The following is an 18,718-nucleotide window of genomic DNA, read 5'->3' as shown; positions in this document are numbered from 1 at the left end:
CATTGTATTCGGCACTATAAATTTAGAATTCAAGAGCGACTGTAATAATCTCCTTGTAAGACGAAAGAATCTAGCGAAGGAGCGACAAGTGTGAGCCGAAGTAATGAGACCGACAGTGATCTTTCTGGCGGGCTCATTACGGGAGGCCATCACCAAGCGACGAAGCGGTATTGGAAACTGCTTCATAGTAATAATCACAAAAAACAAACCCCGTCGCAAAAATCACGACGGGGTTTGTTTTAAAATCAGATTTCCTTCAATTCCTGCATACGACGCTCTACTGCCGCGTATTTTTCTAGATAGTCACTTTCTTTAGCTCGCTCTTCAGCAACTACTGCTTCAGGAGCTTTTGACATGAAGCGTTCGTTGGAAAGTTTGCCTTGAACGCGTTTTACTTCACCTTGCCATTTCGCAAGTTCTTTTGTCAGACGTGCGAGCTCTTCGTCAATGTTCAAAAGACCTTCAAGTGGTAAAAACAGTTCTGCTCCTGTAACGACAGCTGACATCGATTTGCCTGGTGCTGTGATGTTGTTGCCTAGCGTTAATGTCTCAGGGTTACAGAATCGTTCGATGTAGCTGCGATTTGCTTCCAACACGGCTACAGTTGCATCGTCTTTAGCTGAAATATAGAGTGGTACTTTTTTGCTTAATGGTGTATTTACTTCTGCACGGATATTACGTACTGCGCGGATGATATCCATCAGCAGTTTCATATCTGTTGCACGCGTTTTATCAGTAAGATCAGGATCTGCAACCGGCCATGCAGCGATTGTGATTGACTCGCCTTCATGCGGTAGGTTCTGCCAGATTTCTTCTGTAATAAACGGCATGAATGGGTGTAATAGACGCATTGTATTATCGAGTACGTATGCCAGTACTGAGCGTGTCATTTTCTTCGCTGTTTCATCTTCACCGTATAATGGCAGTTTCGCCATTTCGATGTACCAGTCACAGAAATCATCCCAGATGAAGTTATAAAGTGCACGGCCGACTTCACCGAACTCATAACGATCTGCAAGTTTCGTCACTTGGTCGATTGTTTCATTCAACCTTGTCAGAATCCATGCATCTGCAACGGATTTTTCACCAGTCAAATCTATTTCTTCGTAAGTCATGCCATCCATGTTCATAAGTGCGAAACGGGATGCATTCCAGATTTTATTGGCAAAGTTCCAGATGGCTTCAACTTTTTCAGTTGAGTAGCGAAGGTCCTGCCCTGGCGATGAACCGGTTGACAAGAAGTAGCGAAGTGCATCCGCTCCGTATTTTTCAATAACATCCATTGGGTCGACGCCGTTACCAAGTGATTTAGACATTTTACGACCATCTTCTGCACGTACGAGTCCGTGAATTAAGACGTCTTTAAATGGACGCTGTTCTGTAAATTCGATGCCTTGGAAGATCATCCGTGATACCCAGAAGAAAATGATGTCATAGCCCGTTACGAGTGCATCTGTTGGGTAATAACGTTTAAATTCTTCATTGTCGAGATCCGGCCAGCCCATTGTTGAGAACGGCCAAAGCGCAGATGAGAACCATGTATCAAGAACGTCATTGTCCTGGCTCCAGTTTTCACTGTCAGCAGGCGCTTCATGACCGACATGTATTTCGCCCGTTTCGTTGTGGTACCAAGCTGGGATGCGGTGGCCCCACCAAAGTTGACGCGAGATACACCAGTCATGGACATTTTCCATCCATGTTAAATACGTTTTTTCGAAACGGTCCGGGACAAAGTTTACTTTGTCTTCTGCTTCTTGTAATTTAATCGCTTCATTAGCAAGGGGCTGCATTTTAACGAACCATTGTGTTGATAAATACGGTTCAACGACAGCACCACTGCGTTCAGAGTGACCGACAGAATGATTATGTTCTTCAATGTTGAATAGAACAGCCATCTCCTGCAAGTCTTTAACGATTTCTTTACGGCATTCGAAGCGATCCATTCCTTCGTATTTACCAGCAAGCTTATTCATTGAACCGTCTTCATTCATCACAAGAACACGTGGAAGATTGTGACGGTTACCGATTTCAAAGTCATTCGGGTCATGTGCAGGTGTAATTTTCACGGCACCACTTCCAAATTCCATGTCGACATAATCGTCTGCAATAATCGGGATTTCACGGCCGACAATCGGTAATTTAACCGTTTTGCCGATTAAATGCTTGTAGCGCTCATCTTCAGGATGGACTGCAACCGCAGTGTCCCCAAGCATTGTTTCAGGTCGAGTTGTCGCAATTTCGATACTGCCCGTTCCGTCTGCTAGTGGGTAACGCATATGATAGAAAGCACCCTGTATGTCTTTATGGATAACTTCGATATCGGATATAGCTGTTTTCGTTGCCGGATCCCAGTTGATAATATATTCGCCACGGTAGATAAGCCCTTTGTTGTAGAGTTTAACGAAAACTTCCTGTACTGCTTTCGAAAGTCCTTCATCCAGGGTAAATCGTTCACGTGTATAATCAAGACCCAAACCAAGTTTCGCCCATTGCGCACGAATATGTCCTGCGTACTCGTCTTTCCATTTCCATGTTTCTTCAACGAATTTTTCGCGGCCTAAATCATAACGTGTCGTTCCTTCTTCACGAAGTTTTGCTTCAACACGAGCCTGTGTCGCGATTCCCGCATGATCCATTCCTGGAAGCCATAGTGCATCATAGCCTTGCATACGTTTCATACGCGTCATGATGTCTTGTAAGGTTGTATCCCATGCATGGCCTAGGTGAAGTTTACCTGTGACGTTCGGCGGTGGAATAACAATTGTATAGGGCGTTTTATCGCTTTCTGGTTGCGCTTCAAAGTACTTCCCTTTCAGCCACCATTCGTAACGACCTGCTTCAATTGTCTGTGGATCATATTTCGTCGGCATCGACGTGTTGTTTTCAGTTGACATGTTATTTCCTCCTTTATTTTTGGGTACAAAAAAACTCCTATCGCCTTAAAGGACGAAGGAGCTGTTCGCGGTACCACCTTTATTCGTGCACACAAAAGAGCTGTGCACCTCAAACTTCGATAACGGCTTCAAACCGGCTTCCGCTACTACGCTCAAAAATGTTTTTCTTTTTGAACACACTTTCACGGAAACTGCTCATGGGTTACATTCGGTAAATAATCGACAGGTCCTTTCAGCACTCGAACCCTCTCTTTAGTCTAATCCATTCACGTACTATCCCAATCATCGCATCCATATGCAATTGCAATAATTGTAACGGAATAACCGGTTGCTCGTCAAGTATATAACGAAAGGATTGTGTTATGCGTAGAGGATATAACCCTTACCTACTTCCTCCTTGGCTTCGAAGATGTCGATTTTACTGTAAAGGAATCATTATCCCTATTTGCCTTTTTCAGTTGGTACGATTATTGATCATACCGACGACAGGCGACTTTCTATTGTTCTGTTTCCTGTGTGGTTTAGCTTTCGTTCTTTACAAAAACATCATTTGAACGGTAGGCTGTCGTCGATATGCCATCCGTAAGCTCCGCAATGAACGACAGCACTTCGTCCATCTCGTCTAACGGAGTGCTGTCAATTGCTGCTACAATCGGCGCTGCAACCGCGACCGCTACTTGCGCTTCCTCAGGCTCTTCCACTATTGCAACCGCTTCTGTGTACGTACATTCTACATTCCAGACAACTCCATAAGTACCTTGTCCGTCTGATTTACCTGTTGCTTGCGTTGTTACAATCTCCAATGGGCTCTCTGCTACTGAAGGCAAGTCAATATTAAGCGGTACCGCGTATTCAAAATAACCGTCTTTGCCATCCACTTCGACATCATCAATGAGGATAAATGAATCGTCCCATTCCTCCGCCCTTAGCCCTTCACCGAATTCGACATTCGCCGCAATATGATAAATGCCTGTCAACCGGACTGAGTCTTCTGTACGCTCTTCAGTATACCTTGGCGTCACTGTGACTGACTGTACACCAGTCGGTACACCAGCATGTTCTGGGAAATAGAAACTTTCCTCCATTGACCACTGTTTTTTCTCCATACCTGTTCCCTCCTTCTATTCCTTCACAAACAATTGTATGCGCGGCATGGTTACAATAGAAGATTAAATAGATCGAACGCAAATATCCTCCGACCAGTAAACTAGTCGGAGGATATTGTCTTTATTATTAAAAAAAACCACTTCTGTTGATTAACCATTTTCTTGCATAAAGAACAGGTAAGAAAGGCTTGAAAAACCCCATTTTCACTGAATCATTTCCGGTCCGCTTTTGACGAACTATTCATGACAACTTTACCGAGGAGCAAGTGTGGCTAGAAATGACTTCGTCATTCCTAGCCACACCCTTTTCAGTAATCCTGTTACGAATAGTTGCCTGTCGCGTTCCTACAACGTTCAAGTGAAAAATACAGCTACTTTAGAAAAAAGAATAGATGACTTTTTATATAGGTTATAAGTGCCCGAAGATACAATTTCGGGCACTCTAGCACTTTGTACAATGTGTTCCTTGCTTACTATTAGTAAAGAGTATGTACCTTATCATGCGATGGACTATAAGAAAGTGACTCTTCCTTAACTAAAAAAGACAAGTCTATGGAGAAGGCTTCAGTCGCCAAAATTGTATTTTTGGCGGCTACTATCCAGATAAGAAGCCCCGCTATTCTTTCGTCCCGAAAAGTTTTAGCACTTCGTGTACTTATGCATTTGGATAGCGATAGATGAATAAGCACCATACGATTATCGGAAAAAATGTGCAGGAATGCGACGGAGTCGAATTCCTACACATCAAGACATTTCGGTAATCGTATAGAGGTCGTTCAATCTAAAGCAATCCAGAGGTAACTGTACACGAAGGGCATAGTGTTTGATTCAGTTATTTACTGGTTGTTTTTGGTTAATCAACACATGTGAAAACAAACACAACTATCGAATTCGTATTTGAATTGACTAAGCTTTTTTTACGCACGAAGTTTAGCAAACACCGTATGGAACGCTTCAATTGTCTTCTCAATATGCGCTTCTGTATGCGCAGTTGATAGGAACATGCCTTCAAACTGAGATGGTGGAAGGAAGATACCCTCTTCAGCCATTAAGCGATAGTAATCAGCAAATAATTCAAGGTCAGCCGTTTTCGCTTTGTCGTAATTCGACACTTTTTCGTTGGTGAAGAAAAAGCCGATCATCGAGCCTGCACGGTTTACCGTGTGCGGGATATCAAACTTTTCAGCCGCCGAACGGAAACCGGCTTCTAGCTGATCACCAAGTTTAATGAAGTGTTCATAAGATGCAGGCGTTAGTTTTTTCAACGTTTCAATACCTGCAGTCATCGCCAGTGGATTACCTGATAAAGTTCCTGCCTGATAAATCGTTCCTGCAGGAGCCATGTTTTCCATAATTTCACGTTTCCCTCCATATGCACCAACTGGAAGGCCGCCGCCAATTACTTTTCCGAGACATGTAATATCCGGCGTCACACCGTAATAACCTTGTGCGCAATTATAGCCAACACGGAAGCCCGTCATTACTTCATCAAAAATAAGAAGCGTGCCGTTTTTCTCTGTCAACTCACGCAATCCTTCAAGGAAACCTGGTTCAGGTGGGACAACACCCATATTACCCGCGACAGGCTCAACAATAATTGCCGCTAAGTCGTCACCAAATTCTTGAATTGCGACTTTAATGCTTTCTAAATCGTTATAAGGAACAGTGATTGTGTTTTTCGCAACCGATTCAGGCACACCTGGGCTATCTGGTAGGCCAAGTGTCGCAACGCCAGAACCCGCTTTAATGAGCAGTGAGTCAGCGTGACCGTGGTAACAGCCTTCAAATTTCAAAATCTTATTGCGACCAGTATATCCGCGCGCCAAACGTAGTGCGCTCATCGTTGCTTCCGTACCGGATGACACCATACGAATCATTTCAATTGAAGGAACGCGTTCAATAACAAGTTTCGCAAGTTCATTTTCCGCTAACGTTGGTGCACCAAAGCTTGCTCCAGTTTCTGCAACGCGCTTAATGCCTTCAACTACGTCTTGATCAGAATGACCGAGAATAAGCGGACCCCAAGATAGTACATAATCGATATATTCATTGCCATCGATGTCTGTAAGAATAGCGCCTTTTCCGCTCTTCATGAAAATCGGGTCCATATTGACAGATTTGAATGCACGAACAGGAGAGTTAACTCCTCCTGGCATAAGATTTACCGCTTCAGCAAATGCTTGTTTCGACTTTTCATAATTTCTACCCAATTATTTCTCCTCCAGCCAGCGTGCCGCATCTTTCGCATGGTACGTCATAACGAGATCCGCACCCGCACGCTTCATACTTGTCAACGTTTCAAGAACGATTGCTTTTTCATCAATCCAACCATTTTGCGCTGCTGCTTTAACCATTGCATACTCGCCGCTCACATTGTATGCAACTACTGGCAATGTAAAATTGTCTTTGACATCACGCATGATATCGAGATACGAAAGCGCCGGTTTAACGATTAGGAAGTCAGCACCTTCTGCAACATCTGATTCCGCTTCACGCATTGCTTCTATGCGGTTTGCTGGATCCATCTGATACGTTTTGCGATCGCCTGATTGAGGAGTAGATTCCGCAGCGTCACGGAATGGTCCGTAATAAGCGGATGCATATTTCACTGCATATGACATAATCGGGATATGCTCAAAACCAGTTGCGTCTAACCCTTGGCGAATAGCTGCTACAAAACCGTCCATCATATTCGACGGCGCAATGATGTCCGCGCCTGCCTTCGCCTGGCTTACTGCAGTACGCGTCAACAGTTCCAATGATGGGTCGTTTAATACGTTACCGTCTTCTAGAACACCGCAATGTCCGTGATCTGTATATTGGCACAGGCAAGTATCCGCAATGACGACAAGTTCAGGATAACGTTCTTTCGCTAAACGAGTGGCTTTTTGGACAATCCCTTGATCAGAATAAGCTTCCGACCCCAATTCGTCCTTAGTTGCCGGAAGACCAAATAAAATAATTGATGGAATTCCAAGTGACACAACTTCATCGAGTTCAATTGTAAAATGGTCGAGTGATTTCTGGAACACACCCGGCATAGAAGCGATTGGATTATTGATGTCTTCCCCATCTATAACAAAAATCGGATAGATGAAGTCCTCTTTCCTCAGAACAGTTTCTCTCACCATAGAACGCAATGTAGTTGATGTGCGCAAACGTCTGTTGCGTCTGAATTGTAAAGTATCCAAAATTACCCTTCCTTTCGCCCCGCCAATTTCTCGACGAGATCCATAAGTGTGTATGTATCGGGTCTAACATGAACGACCGCACCAACTTCTAGCAATGCTTTTTCCGTCACATGTCCGATAGCCCCGATTGTAAAGCCGTTCCAACCTGTCCGCGGAGCCACTTCTTCAGCAAAAACTTCAACCGCCGAAGGACTTGCGAATAAAACGCTCAAATGCTGTTGTTGTTGCAATAAATCTACTAGTGAATCGATGGAATCATTTGCACGCTCTGTCGCATAAACTGTCCATTCATCCACTTCAAAAGGAATTTCCTCTTTGATGGTGACGCCTGCAATTGATCCGCGTAGAAAAAGAATACGTCGAATATCTGTTTCAGCAGGATTAAATTCCTTTACGAATGTATCTGCACTGAACACGGTTGGGATGAAATCGACTGTAAAACCAATTTTTTCAAGCGCTTCTGCAGTTCGAGTGCCTACGGCTGCTATTTTCGCTGGAATTGATTCCGAAGAAACACCATGACGATTGAGTTTTGCACCAAACGCCGCAACCGCACTTTGACTTGTGAATATTAACCAATCATACATCGGACAAGCGGTCAAACGAAGTTCATCTGTCTGTTCCACTAACTCCGCCACTTGGATAAGCGGCAATGAAACAGGCGTCCCTCCGTAGCGCTTTACCAATTCAAAGACATCTTTAGACTTCGGAGTCCCTGTAAAGATGACCGTTTCAGCTAACAGCGGTTGACGATCACGCATCCATATCCGCCTTCACTTTCTCAATCACTTCTGAAGCCCCTTCGGCACGCAATATTTTTGCAACTTCCATACCCGCTTCAACGGGATCCGTGCTTGAGAAAGTCTTTTTAAACACTTGTGTTGCGTCTGGAGAAGCAATATAGCCCGTCAATTCGACTTCGCTACCGTTATATTGCGCAAATCCGGCAATCGGAACTTGGCACGAACCATCCATTTCAGTTAGGAAAGTACGCTCTGCTTCAACTTCTTTCCATGTTTTTTCATCCGTTAATTTCGCAAGTTCTGCAAGTAACTCTTTATCATCAAAACGGCATTCAATTGCTAGTGCCCCTTGTCCTACTGCTGGAATACAATCTTCAACGGACATATATTCCGTAGTCACATCCGCGCTCCAGCCCATTCGCTTCATGCCGGCAGCCGCAAGAAGAATCGCATCGTATTCACCGTCAACCATTTTTTTCAGACGTGTATCGATATTGCCACGAATCCATTGGATGTCAAGATCGGGACGCAGAAGCAGTAATTGTGAACTACGACGTAAACTAGACGTTCCAACTTTAGCACCTACTGGTAAGTCCATGAATTTCACATGACCATTCGAAATGAATGCATCGCGCGCATCTTCACGCGGAGGAATACAACCGATAACAAGTCCTTCTGGAAGAACAGCTGGCATGTCTTTCATGCTATGTACTGCGAAATCGATTTCTTTATCAAATAATGCCTGCTCAATTTCTTTCACGAAAAGCCCTTTACCGCCAACTTTCGATAGCATTACATCTAGGATTTGATCTCCTTTTGTAACGATTTCTTTCACTTCGAATTCAAATGGAGCACCGGCAGCTTTCATCTGGTCTATAAACCAGTTTGTTTGTGTCAATGCAAGTTTACTTCTTCTTGAACCTACGATTATTTTTCTCATATTAATTAATCCAACCTTTCTTAATCGAATACACCTTGGCGTATTTGTGTTCAGATTTTTTCGAGTTTGCTTGATAATAAATCCCCAAAAAATCTGTAGCATCCGCCAGAGGCTTTAACTTAATACAGCCGGGGTTTGAAACCAAGCTGTATTAAGTTATAACCAAAAATGGAACCCGGATAACTTACTTCCAAGAAAAAAATTGATGATAACAAAAAGGAATGCAAATACGTTCGCCCATGCAAAGTCGTTTCCTGTTAGCTTGCCACTTCGCTTCAAGAATAATACAGAACCGTAAATGGCAAGAAGGATAAATGAACCAATAATCTTCATATCAAAAAAGGACCATACATCGAGTGCAACTATCGCCCACTGCATGCCGAGAATTAAACTGACGAGCAGAAACGGAATACCTGTATAAAGAGACGCCTTCATGCCTATCTCTGTTTGATGAAGAGAAGGAAGCCTATTAAATTGTTTTGACCATTTCTTCTTCTTTAAAACTTTATAAACAAGAAGATAGAGTATCGAAAAAACGAATGACATCGCAAACGCTGCATAAGACAAAATCGCGAATGTAATATGGATGAATAGCAGCTCTGAAATAAGCGCTTCCCCTATCGGCGACTGTTCAATTTGTTCAGGTCCAAATGTATGAATTGTCATAAATATGAATCCAATCACATTTAAGAAAAAGACGGCGTGACCAACTTTGTAAAACAGATGCATGACAATTGATAAAGTAATCAACAACCAAGCGTAAAAGTAAATCCCCTCAAAAAGAGTGAGTACAGGGAACCTTTGCCATTCGATTATATACATCACAAGAAAGAATGTTTGTAGAAAGTAGACGACGGTTAAAATCCAAAAAGCGCTTCGGTGTGCAAACGTATCCTTATTCAAGTAATCTATAAAATAAAAAACAAGGCTTACTGCATAGAGTACGACCATTACTTCATGCAGTCTCGCCATCATCATTTCAGCCATGATAACCTCTCTGCCTTTCCGAACTAATAGGGGCGTTTCTGCATCTATAGTGTATCACACTGATGCGGAAACGCCCCTTTGACAAACGTTCAAAATGTCAAATCCGGTTGTGCCGTCGCATGTCTTTCAGCTCTGACTTTTAACCGTTGTTTCGCCTGTTTTGCAAGCGTTTCTTTCTCATTTACTACATCTTCATCAATACCGAATATTTGCTGGAACAATTCCAACTTTTCGGATGCTTTCGGATCCATTGACAGCTCTTTCGCCTGTAGAATAGGATCTTTCAATAATTGATTAACGATAGATTTCGTATGCTTGCTTAATACTTTCTTTTCACGTTCAGTTAAATTTGGCATTTTGTTTTCAATACTCGCCATTGTCTCCGATTGGATGCGATTCGCTTTTTGACGAAGTGCCGATATAATCGGAACCACTCCAAGTGTAGCAACCCATTCTTTAAATACGACAAGTTCCTGCTCAATCATAAGGCCAATTTCTTCGGCTGCTCGCTTTCTTTCCGCGAGATTCGCTTCCACAATTCCTTGTAAATCATCGATATCGTAAAGGAAAACATTTGGTAGATCGCCGATACGTGGATCCAAATCCCGCGGTACTGCGATATCTACCATAAATATTGGTCTTCCTTTACGCAACCGACCTACTAACTGCATAAGTTCAAAATCGATAACGAAGTCGTTTGCACCTGTTGAACTAATCAGTACATCTGCTTCAAGAAGTGTACATTGCAGTTCTTGCATTGACTTCGCAACACCTCCGAATTTATCGGCAAGGACTTCCGCTTTCGACAGTGTCCTGTTAACAACTGTCACTTTGCTTGCACCGCTTCCGTGCAAGTTCTTAACGGCAAGTTCACCCATTTCGCCTGCTCCAAGAATGGCCACATGCTTTTGGTCCAATGTACCAAAGATCTTTTTACCGAGTTCTACAGCAGCATAGGAAACTGAGACAGCGTTATCGCCAATTGCAGTTTCAGTGTGGGCTTTTTTCGCAAGCGTTACGGCTTGTTTAAATAGCTCATTGAAAACAGTACCTGTTGTACCAATTGTTTGGCCTTCAAGGAAACTGTCCCTCACTTGACCTAAAATCTGTGTCTCACCAAGTACCATAGAATCGATACCTGCCGATACGCGCATCAGATGCTCAATCGCACCATCATTTTCCATGATAATTAAATGAGAAGAGAAAGACTCAAGTGGCAAATCGAACCACTCAGCCAAGAAATTCTTCACGTAATAACGACCCGTATGCAACTGATCAACAACTGCATAAATTTCAGTTCGATTACAAGTTGATATAATAATATTTTCTAATATACTTTTTTGCTGTTGCAATGTTTGCATCGCCTGCGGCAGTTCTGATTCAATAAAGGATAATTTCTCTCTTATTTCAACAGGTGCTGTCCGGTGATTGACACCGATTACGATTGTATGCATCAGGTGTTCACACCTCTCACGTTCTATTTCACGCTTCCCATTATACCATATAGTTATCACTTTTCTTGTTGGAAATTGTGAACAACCTATGACTACGAACGGTTAAACGTAACTATTTATAATGATTATAATCTAATCCTAACAGCCTTCGATTTCACATGCAATTAATGTGCAATCCTAAATCAAATTTATTGGAACTGCATTACCGATTACTAATACTATACGACAGATTGACTAAACTATACGACTGGATAAGAAAACTGAAGAACAAATTATTATAGTATACGACTGAATTACTAAACTGTGCGCCAGCACACTATAAAAAAACGGAAAACGATGTATATCTCGTCTTCCGGATTTTCCAATTCTACAATTACATTCTGCTTTCAATCTCTTTCCATGCTTCGTCCATTCCGATTCCCTTTTCAGATGAAAAGACAATTAATGCATCGTATGGTCGCATTGCAAGCGTTTCACGAACGACTTTTTTATGCTTTTCCCATTTCCCTTTTGGAATCTTGTCCGCTTTCGTCGCAATGATGATTGCAGGCATATTATTCTCTACAAGGAAATCGTACATTGCACAATCATCAGCACTTGGAGCGTGGCGTAAATCTACAATTTGAATGACAGCTCGAAGTGGCTCCCGTTCAGTCATATATTGTTGAATGAATTTCCCCCATGTTTCACGAGAAGACTTGGATACTTTTGCATACCCGTATCCCGGTACATCGACGAAAAATAATTGCTCTTCAATTTTATAAAAGTTTAATGTTTGTGTCTTACCTGGCTTCGAAGAAGTTCGAGCAAGGCTTTTTCTACCAATCATCTTGTTTATGAAAGATGATTTACCGACGTTCGACCGGCCTGCTAACGCAAATTCCGGATACCCTTCCGCCGGATATTGTTCGGGGCGTACAGCACTCATTATCATTTCTACGTTATGGACTTTCATTTGGAAGTCTCCTCCAATGCAATTTCGAGGACCTCTTCTGCGTCAGAAACGAGTTTAAATGTCAGTTCCTCTCGGACGCTTTCTGGAATATCTTCGATGTCGCGCTCATTTTCTTTTGGCAAGATAATCGTCGTCAAGCCAGCTCGATGGGCACTTAATGTTTTTTCTTTCACGCCACCAATCGGTAAAACTCTACCGCGCAGTGTAATTTCACCAGTCATCCCGACCTCACGGCGTACTGGCCGTGAAGTCAATGCAGAGACCAGTGATGTAGCAATCGTCACACCGGCTGAAGGACCATCTTTAGGGATCGCACCTTCAGGTACATGGATATGAATATCACACTTTTCATGGAAATCTGGATCAATACCGAATTCCACCGTTTTCGAACGCACGTAGGACAATGCAGTTTGGGCAGACTCTTTCATAACATCTCCAAGTTTACCCGTCAGTATAAGTTTACCTTTTCCTGGCGATAAAGAAACCTCAATCTGCAATGTATCTCCACCAACTTGCGTATAAGCAAGTCCTGTCGCGACGCCTATTTGATTCACTGTCTCCGCCTGTCCATACCTGTATTTCTTTTTACCAATAAGAGATTCAAGTGTTTTAGAACTAACCGTTATACTTTTCTTCTCTCCCGTGACAATCAGTTTCGCAGCTTTACGGCAAATACCAGCAATTTGTCGTTCTAGGCCACGTACACCTGCCTCGCGTGTATAATACCTTACAATGTCCTGAATCGCAGGATCATTGATACGAACCTGCGATTTTGTCAGTCCGTGCTCTTTCAACTGTTTCGGGATCAAGTGATTTTTCGCAATAGCGTGCTTCTCAATTTCTGTGTAACCGGCAATTGAAATGATTTCCATCCGGTCACGAAGTGGTCCCGGAATTGCACTTAAATCATTGGCAGTCGCAATGAACAAAACATTCGATAAGTTATAAGGCTCTTCGATGTAATGATCACTAAATTTATTGTTTTGTTCTGGGTCAAGCACCTCAAGCATCGCGGACGATGGATCCCCACGGAAGTCATTCGACATCTTATCGATTTCATCCAGTAAGAACACGGGGTTAATCTTGCCAGCTTTTTTCATACCTTGAATAATTCGCCCAGGCATTGCGCCCACATATGTCCGTCTATGACCACGAATTTCCGACTCGTCACGCACTCCGCCAAGTGAGATTCGAACAAACTTCCTACCTAGAGATTCTGCAATAGACCTAGCTAAAGACGTTTTTCCGACACCTGGTGGACCCGCAAGACAAAGGATTGGTCCCCGTAATGAATTCGTTAATTGACGAACTGCCAAATATTCAAGTATACGTTCTTTAACAGCTTCTAGTCCATCGTGGTCGCGATTTAAGATTTCTTCCGAGCGATTAATGTCAAGCTGATCTGTTGATGCATCGGACCATGGCAACGTAACGAGCCACTCGATATAATTACGGATGATTCCGCTTTCAGCTGCAGCAGATGGTAGTTTTTCATATCTGTCGAGTTCACGCAACGCGGCTTCTCTAACACCTGCCGGCATACCGGAACTCTCAATTTTTTCAGTCAAGTCTATTACTTCTAGACCTTTACCGTCTTTATCACCGAGTTCAGTCTGAATCGCCTTCATCTGCTCACGCAAATAAAACTCTTTTTGCGTTCGCTCCATGGCTTCCCTGACACGTTCATTAATTTTCTTTTCAAGGTTCAGCACTTCTTGCTCATTATAAAGTCTACTCATAAGCCATTCAAGGCGTTCATTGACATTTTTTATTTCAAGTACTTCTTGCTTTGCAACCAATTTCAGCGGTAAATGAGAAGCGACCGTATCTGCCAGTCTTCCCGGTTCTATAATTGAAGCGACAGAATCATATGTTTCTTCTGTCACTTTTTTCGAGATTTTTGAGTACTTTTTGAAATATGTAAGTAGCGTTCTCATTAGCGCTTCTGATTCAGCATCAATTTCCTCATCATCTGGATAACCAATTACTTTAACCACGGGATAAAGATCCGCTTCCTCATAATCCGACCATTCTGCACGTTCAATTCCTTCAATAAGTATACGATACGTCCCGTTTGGTAGTTGTGTCATCGATTTAACAAACGCCAATGTCCCTACTTTATACAGATCCTCCGGTTCCGGATTTTCTATACTTATATCTTTCTGCGTAGCAAGAAAAATAAGGTTATCCTGTGCGATTGCGTGTTCAATGGCAAATACGGAGCGCTCTCTTCCAACATCAATATGTAAAATCATCGTAGGGTATACGAGCAGCCCACGCAGCGGCAACAATGGTATATTGTTCAATTCATTAGTTAACATGCGGAAGTCACCTCCATTAATTATGTATATCCAACTTTTAGTTCAATCAAATATTTAAAAAAAGCTGACATCCGAAGAGCGCATTTTCACGCGCGTCATCGGAGTCAGCTTCATCCTTCAGGCGTTACGCCGAGTCTTTCTCATTATCCAGATGAACTCGGGTACCGTCCGCTGTTAAAAGAATTGGATTTGATTGCCCCAAGACGGAGTCTTTAGTAATGACACACTCAGTCACTTCTTCAAGTGAAGGCAGTTCATACATTACGTCGAGCATGATATTCTCAATGATTGAACGCAGACCACGAGCACCTGTTTTTCGTGTGATTGCCTCTTTTGCAATTTCAAGCAAGGCATCATCTTCGAATCGCAGTTCAACATTGTCCAGCCCAAACATTTTTTGGTATTGTTTTACAATCGCATTTTTCGGAAGCGTCAAAATCTGATACAGCGTATCTTCGCTCAACTGCTCCAAACTTGCAAGAACAGGTAAACGACCTACGAACTCTGGTATCAGACCAAAACGTTGAAGATCTTCCGGAATCAGTTTAGCAAGGTAAGACTCCTCTTCAATAACCAAGTTCGGCTCAGCACCGAAACCAATTACTTTTTGTCCGATGCGGCGTTTAATGATTTCTTCAATTCCGTCGAATGCTCCCCCAACAATAAAGAGAATATTCGTCGTGTCGATTTGGATAAATTCTTGATGTGGATGTTTACGTCCGCCTTGTGGTGGCACGCTCGCAACTGTCCCTTCAAGAATTTTAAGAAGTGCCTGTTGGACACCTTCCCCTGACACGTCACGTGTAATGGACGCATTTTCGGATTTACGCGCGACTTTATCGATTTCATCAATATAGATGATCCCTTTTTCCGCACGATCTACATCATAATCTGCAGCCTGAATCAGTTTCAATAGAATATTTTCTACGTCTTCACCAACATATCCCGCTTCCGTCAAAGATGTAGCATCTGCAATCGCGAAAGGTACATCGAGGATTCTAGCAAGCGTTTGAGCAAGTAATGTTTTACCGCTCCCTGTTGGTCCGATTAAGACGATATTGGATTTCGATAGCTCGACATCATCAATCTTACTGTTCGAATTAACACGTTTATAGTGATTATAGACAGCAACTGAAAGTGATTTCTTTGCACGGTCCTGTCCAATAAGGTATTCATCGAGTATACTTTGTATTTCTTTCGGCTTCGGAACGTCTTTAAGCTCGAAACCTTCTTCAAGTCCGACTTCCTCTTCAACGATTTCAGCACAAAGTTCAACACATTCATCACAAATATAGACGCCTTGACCAGCGACTAACTTACGAACCTGTTCCTGGGATTTCCCGCAAAAAGAACAGTTCAAGTTATCTTTTTCATCGTTAAATTTGAACATTATGCTCACCCCTATTCAAGTGACAATCTTACAAGATTCCCCCGTTTTTATCAACTAATTAGAATTCTTCCCTATTCAAGAAGGTAATTCTATGTCTTTCTATGAAAAACAAGGTACGGTCTTCCGTACCTTGTCCTTATTTCACTTTATTATTCAGTAATCTTTGCATTTTCAACAAGGAATTCAACTGTTTTATTGAAACGAAGGTCATTTTCAAGAACAGAAGTTCCACCAAGTGTTGTTTTAATTTGCTCAACATCCATACCGAATTGCGCGGACATTTTTTCAAGTTCTGCGTTAATATCAGCTTCTTCAACTACGATGTTTTCAGCTTTACCAATCGCTTCAAGTACAAGTGAAACGCGAACACGGTTTTGTGCATCGTCTTTCATTTGTGAACGAAGTGCTTCTTCATCTTGTCCAGAGAACTGGAAGTAAAGCTCAAGGTTCATACCTTGTGATTGAAGACGTTGTCCGAACTCTTCCATCATACGTTCAATTTCAGAATTGATCATTACTTCAGGAATTTCGACTTCCATATTTCTCGCAGCCGCTTCGACAAGATCGTCGCGAAGTGCTACTTCAGATGCCGATTTCTTCTCTTCCAAAGTAGTTTCTTTCAGCTTCGTACGTAATGCTTCAAGACTTTCTACTTCTTCATCAATTTCTTTTGCAAGTTCGTCATCAAGTGCTGGAACTTCTTTTGACTTGATTTCATGAATTTTCACTTTGAAAATCGCTGGTTTACCAGCAAGTTCTGCTGCATGGTATTCTTCAGGGAAATTCACTTCGACGTCTTTTTCTTCGTCTTGTTTCATGCCAACCAATTGTTCTTCGAATCCAGGGATAAATGAACCTGAACCGATTTCAAGGTCGTACCCTTCAGATTTTCCGCCGTCGAAAACTTCTCCATCAACAGAACCTTCGAAATCGATTTTCACTGTGTCGCCATTTTCAACTGCGCCATCTTCTTTAATAGCTAATTCAGCGAATTTTTGTTGACGATCTTTCAGTTGCTCTTCGATTTCTTCGTCAGTAACTGTTGTTTCCTGACGTGTTACTTCAAGGCCTTTATAATCGCCAAGTTTCACTTCTGGTTTCAATGTAACAACCGCTTTGAAAATAAGGTCTTTTCCTTTTTCCATTTGCTCGATGTCAATTTCAGGACGATCGATTGGTTCAACGCCTGCTTCGTCAAGAGCATTTGAATATGCTTCTGGAAGGATGAAATCAAGTGCTTCATTGTAAAGTGATTCTACGCCATACATTTTTTCAAACATTTGACGTGGCATTTTCCCTTTACGGAATCCTGGTGCTTGTATTGTTTTCACAACTTTCTTGAATGCTTTATCAAGACCTACCGTTACTGCTTCTGCAGGTACTTCTACTGTTAGAATCCCTGTGTTTCCTTCTTGCTTTTCCCATTTAACTGACATAATTAAATACCTCCGAATCGTTTTGGCCAATATCTTTTGTTCCGTATATACTCCATTGACAACCATTTCAGTATATCATAGTCTCTTCATCTTTCAACAGATTTCACACTTTGTTAAAGGTCCGAATCGTTGTCAATCTGTTGAATAAGTAAGTTCAGTGCTGTCTCGGGTAACTGCTCACCTGAAAACAGACTTTCTATGTAGTTTACATAGGCTGTTGCGACTTCTTCTGCTTGATGAGTCCCCCAGCCGAAAGGGAAAGCAGTAATTGCAAATTTCTCAATGAGACCTTGAGCCATTTCTAATCTAGATGGATCCTGCAGTAACCGACGATCCACTTCTTCAAGAACTTGTTTCGTTAAATCATCTTGCCCAGGTAATGTCATAGCTGCTGGAACAATACGCTTCTCCCAGCCGAATTTCCGCACTGTAAGTTCATCAGAGTGCCCTGTCTGATGCAGTAGCGTTAATGCGAACGTAATTGCTAATGGTGCCACATCGTCCCGCGCTACAATTATCGCAAGTAAAGGGACTAAATCAGTTAAATCACTACCTTCAAGTGAAGCCAGTGCATACTGTTGTGCCAAAGCATCCATCTTCATGAATTCGTCTAGTGTGAATAATTCCATCCGATAGCTGGGCTCGTCCTGTGCATAGCGGTCAGACAAACGACCATTCAATTCCCGCAGATAATTGAATTTGTTCAGCATATCAGGCGGAACGATTCCTTCATCAATTAGCGCATCAATTGTCATTTCAACTTCATCGTACTCCTGCAGTTGAATGCTAATTGTCAAATACAGCTCCATTGCATCGACGTAATCGGCGGTTCCGCTATGAAGGAGCCTTGCTGCAATTTCTTTTGCACGTTGAAAGTCTTTTGTCTCATAAAGGGCAACCGCGTATGGTCCCAGAAATTCCGGATTGTCAGGTTCATATACAATAGCTTGGTCAAATGCTTCCACCGCTAACTCATAGTTCTCCTGTTCGACGGCTACATGGCCATTTTCAACAAGCTTTTCAAATGTTCCTGGAAAGACGATAACATTTTCTTTTTTCCTGAGTCTTCCGTATTTCTTTCTCAATACGCACACCTTCTTTCATCATTTCCCACTATATCACAGCGATTTCTGTTTTAACATTGATAATTGGTCAATTAGGTAAAAAAAGTCGATGAGCTATCCCGTAAAACAGTAAAGCGTCACCCGACTAGAGCTCGGTGACGCTTTCACAAGGACTTGAAACATCTTTGTTTTATATTTGATGAAATAAATAATCCCATTGACTTCGCTTCGGCGCTT

General features: G+C 42.3%; 13 protein-coding genes and 1 other annotated feature. All 13 genes read right to left on the bottom strand.

Annotated features, from left to right (window positions below; all coding sequences use genetic code 11):
* Positions 1 to 245 precede the first annotated feature (245 nt).
* Entirely contained in the window at positions 246 to 2,894 is a 2,649-nt protein-coding gene (locus AZE41_RS08590) for a valine--tRNA ligase (RefSeq protein ID WP_082786536.1), read from the bottom strand.
* Between the two features lie 45 nt (positions 2,895 to 2,939).
* Positions 2,940 to 3,189 (bottom strand) — a binding site (T-box leader).
* Between the two features lie 226 nt (positions 3,190 to 3,415).
* Entirely contained in the window at positions 3,416 to 4,000 is a 585-nt protein-coding gene (locus AZE41_RS08585) for a hypothetical protein (RefSeq protein ID WP_067208076.1), read from the bottom strand.
* A 917-nt stretch (positions 4,001 to 4,917) separates the two neighbouring features.
* Entirely contained in the window at positions 4,918 to 6,210 is a 1,293-nt protein-coding gene (hemL, locus tag AZE41_RS08580) for a glutamate-1-semialdehyde 2,1-aminomutase (RefSeq protein ID WP_082786534.1), read from the bottom strand.
* Entirely contained in the window at positions 6,211 to 7,191 is a 981-nt protein-coding gene (gene hemB / locus AZE41_RS08575) for a porphobilinogen synthase (RefSeq protein WP_082786533.1), read from the bottom strand. It lies immediately after the preceding gene.
* Positions 7,192 to 7,193: 2 nt separating this feature from the next.
* Positions 7,194 to 7,952, bottom strand: a complete 759-nt coding sequence (locus tag AZE41_RS08570; RefSeq protein WP_067208073.1) for a uroporphyrinogen-III synthase — start codon at positions 7,950 to 7,952, stop codon at positions 7,194 to 7,196.
* Positions 7,945 to 8,874, bottom strand: coding sequence for a hydroxymethylbilane synthase (gene hemC, locus AZE41_RS08565; RefSeq protein ID WP_067208071.1), 930 nt, complete (start codon positions 8,872 to 8,874; stop codon positions 7,945 to 7,947). Before hemC ends, AZE41_RS08570 begins: the two co-directional genes overlap by 8 nt.
* Positions 8,875 to 9,030: 156 nt before the next feature.
* The gene (locus AZE41_RS08560; protein ID WP_067208068.1) at positions 9,031 to 9,861 is read right to left on the bottom strand and encodes a cytochrome c biogenesis protein; all 831 of its coding nucleotides are present in this window, start codon (positions 9,859 to 9,861) and stop codon (positions 9,031 to 9,033) included.
* A gap of 89 nt (positions 9,862 to 9,950) precedes the next feature.
* Positions 9,951 to 11,315: a glutamyl-tRNA reductase gene (gene hemA / locus AZE41_RS08555; RefSeq protein WP_067208065.1), complete on the bottom strand. Its 1,365-nt coding sequence runs from the start codon at positions 11,313 to 11,315 to the stop codon at positions 9,951 to 9,953.
* A 373-nt stretch (positions 11,316 to 11,688) separates the two neighbouring features.
* Positions 11,689 to 12,270 (bottom strand): ribosome biogenesis GTP-binding protein YihA/YsxC, encoded by a 582-nt coding sequence (gene yihA, locus AZE41_RS08550; protein ID WP_067208063.1) that lies wholly within the window; start codon positions 12,268 to 12,270, stop codon positions 11,689 to 11,691.
* Positions 12,267 to 14,591, bottom strand: coding sequence for an endopeptidase La (lon, locus tag AZE41_RS08545; RefSeq protein WP_067208060.1), 2,325 nt, complete (start codon positions 14,589 to 14,591; stop codon positions 12,267 to 12,269). The genes yihA and lon overlap by 4 nt, the downstream gene beginning before the upstream one ends.
* Before the next feature lie 124 nt (positions 14,592 to 14,715).
* Positions 14,716 to 15,981: an ATP-dependent protease ATP-binding subunit ClpX gene (gene clpX, locus AZE41_RS08540; RefSeq protein WP_067208057.1), complete on the bottom strand. Its 1,266-nt coding sequence runs from the start codon at positions 15,979 to 15,981 to the stop codon at positions 14,716 to 14,718.
* A 149-nt stretch (positions 15,982 to 16,130) separates the two neighbouring features.
* On the bottom strand, positions 16,131 to 17,417 hold the full coding sequence (tig, locus tag AZE41_RS08535) for a trigger factor (RefSeq protein ID WP_067208055.1): 1,287 nt from the start codon (positions 17,415 to 17,417) through the stop codon (positions 16,131 to 16,133).
* Positions 17,418 to 17,530: 113 nt separating this feature from the next.
* Positions 17,531 to 18,502 (bottom strand): tetratricopeptide repeat protein, encoded by a 972-nt coding sequence (locus tag AZE41_RS08530; protein WP_067208052.1) that lies wholly within the window; start codon positions 18,500 to 18,502, stop codon positions 17,531 to 17,533.
* Positions 18,503 to 18,718: the final 216 nt, after the last annotated feature.

The organism is Sporosarcina psychrophila, from assembly GCF_001590685.1.
GTDB classification, from domain to species: Bacteria; Bacillota; Bacilli; order Bacillales_A; family Planococcaceae; genus Sporosarcina; species Sporosarcina psychrophila.
Note: the sequence above shows the minus strand (reverse complement) of the source record. Positions and strands in the feature narration are given on the sequence as shown.

What these genes read in the sequence shown, in the direction of transcription:
- AZE41_RS08590 (WP_082786536.1), bottom strand. Translation starts at nt 2,894, where the DNA reads ATGTCAACTGAAAACAACACGTCGATGCCGACGAAATATGATCCACAG.
- AZE41_RS08585 (WP_067208076.1), bottom strand. Translation starts at nt 4,000, where the DNA reads ATGGAGAAAAAACAGTGGTCAATGGAGGAAAGTTTCTATTTCCCAGAA.
- AZE41_RS08570 (WP_067208073.1), bottom strand. Translation starts at nt 7,952, where the DNA reads ATGCGTGATCGTCAACCGCTGTTAGCTGAAACGGTCATCTTTACAGGG.
- hemC (WP_067208071.1), bottom strand. Translation starts at nt 8,874, where the DNA reads ATGAGAAAAATAATCGTAGGTTCAAGAAGAAGTAAACTTGCATTGACA.
- AZE41_RS08560 (WP_067208068.1), bottom strand. Translation starts at nt 9,861, where the DNA reads ATGGCTGAAATGATGATGGCGAGACTGCATGAAGTAATGGTCGTACTC.
- hemA (WP_067208065.1), bottom strand. Translation starts at nt 11,315, where the DNA reads ATGCATACAATCGTAATCGGTGTCAATCACCGGACAGCACCTGTTGAA.
- yihA (WP_067208063.1), bottom strand. Translation starts at nt 12,270, where the DNA reads ATGAAAGTCCATAACGTAGAAATGATAATGAGTGCTGTACGCCCCGAA.
- lon (WP_067208060.1), bottom strand. Translation starts at nt 14,591, where the DNA reads ATGTTAACTAATGAATTGAACAATATACCATTGTTGCCGCTGCGTGGG.
- clpX (WP_067208057.1), bottom strand. Translation starts at nt 15,981, where the DNA reads ATGTTCAAATTTAACGATGAAAAAGATAACTTGAACTGTTCTTTTTGC.
- tig (WP_067208055.1), bottom strand. Translation starts at nt 17,417, where the DNA reads ATGTCAGTTAAATGGGAAAAGCAAGAAGGAAACACAGGGATTCTAACA.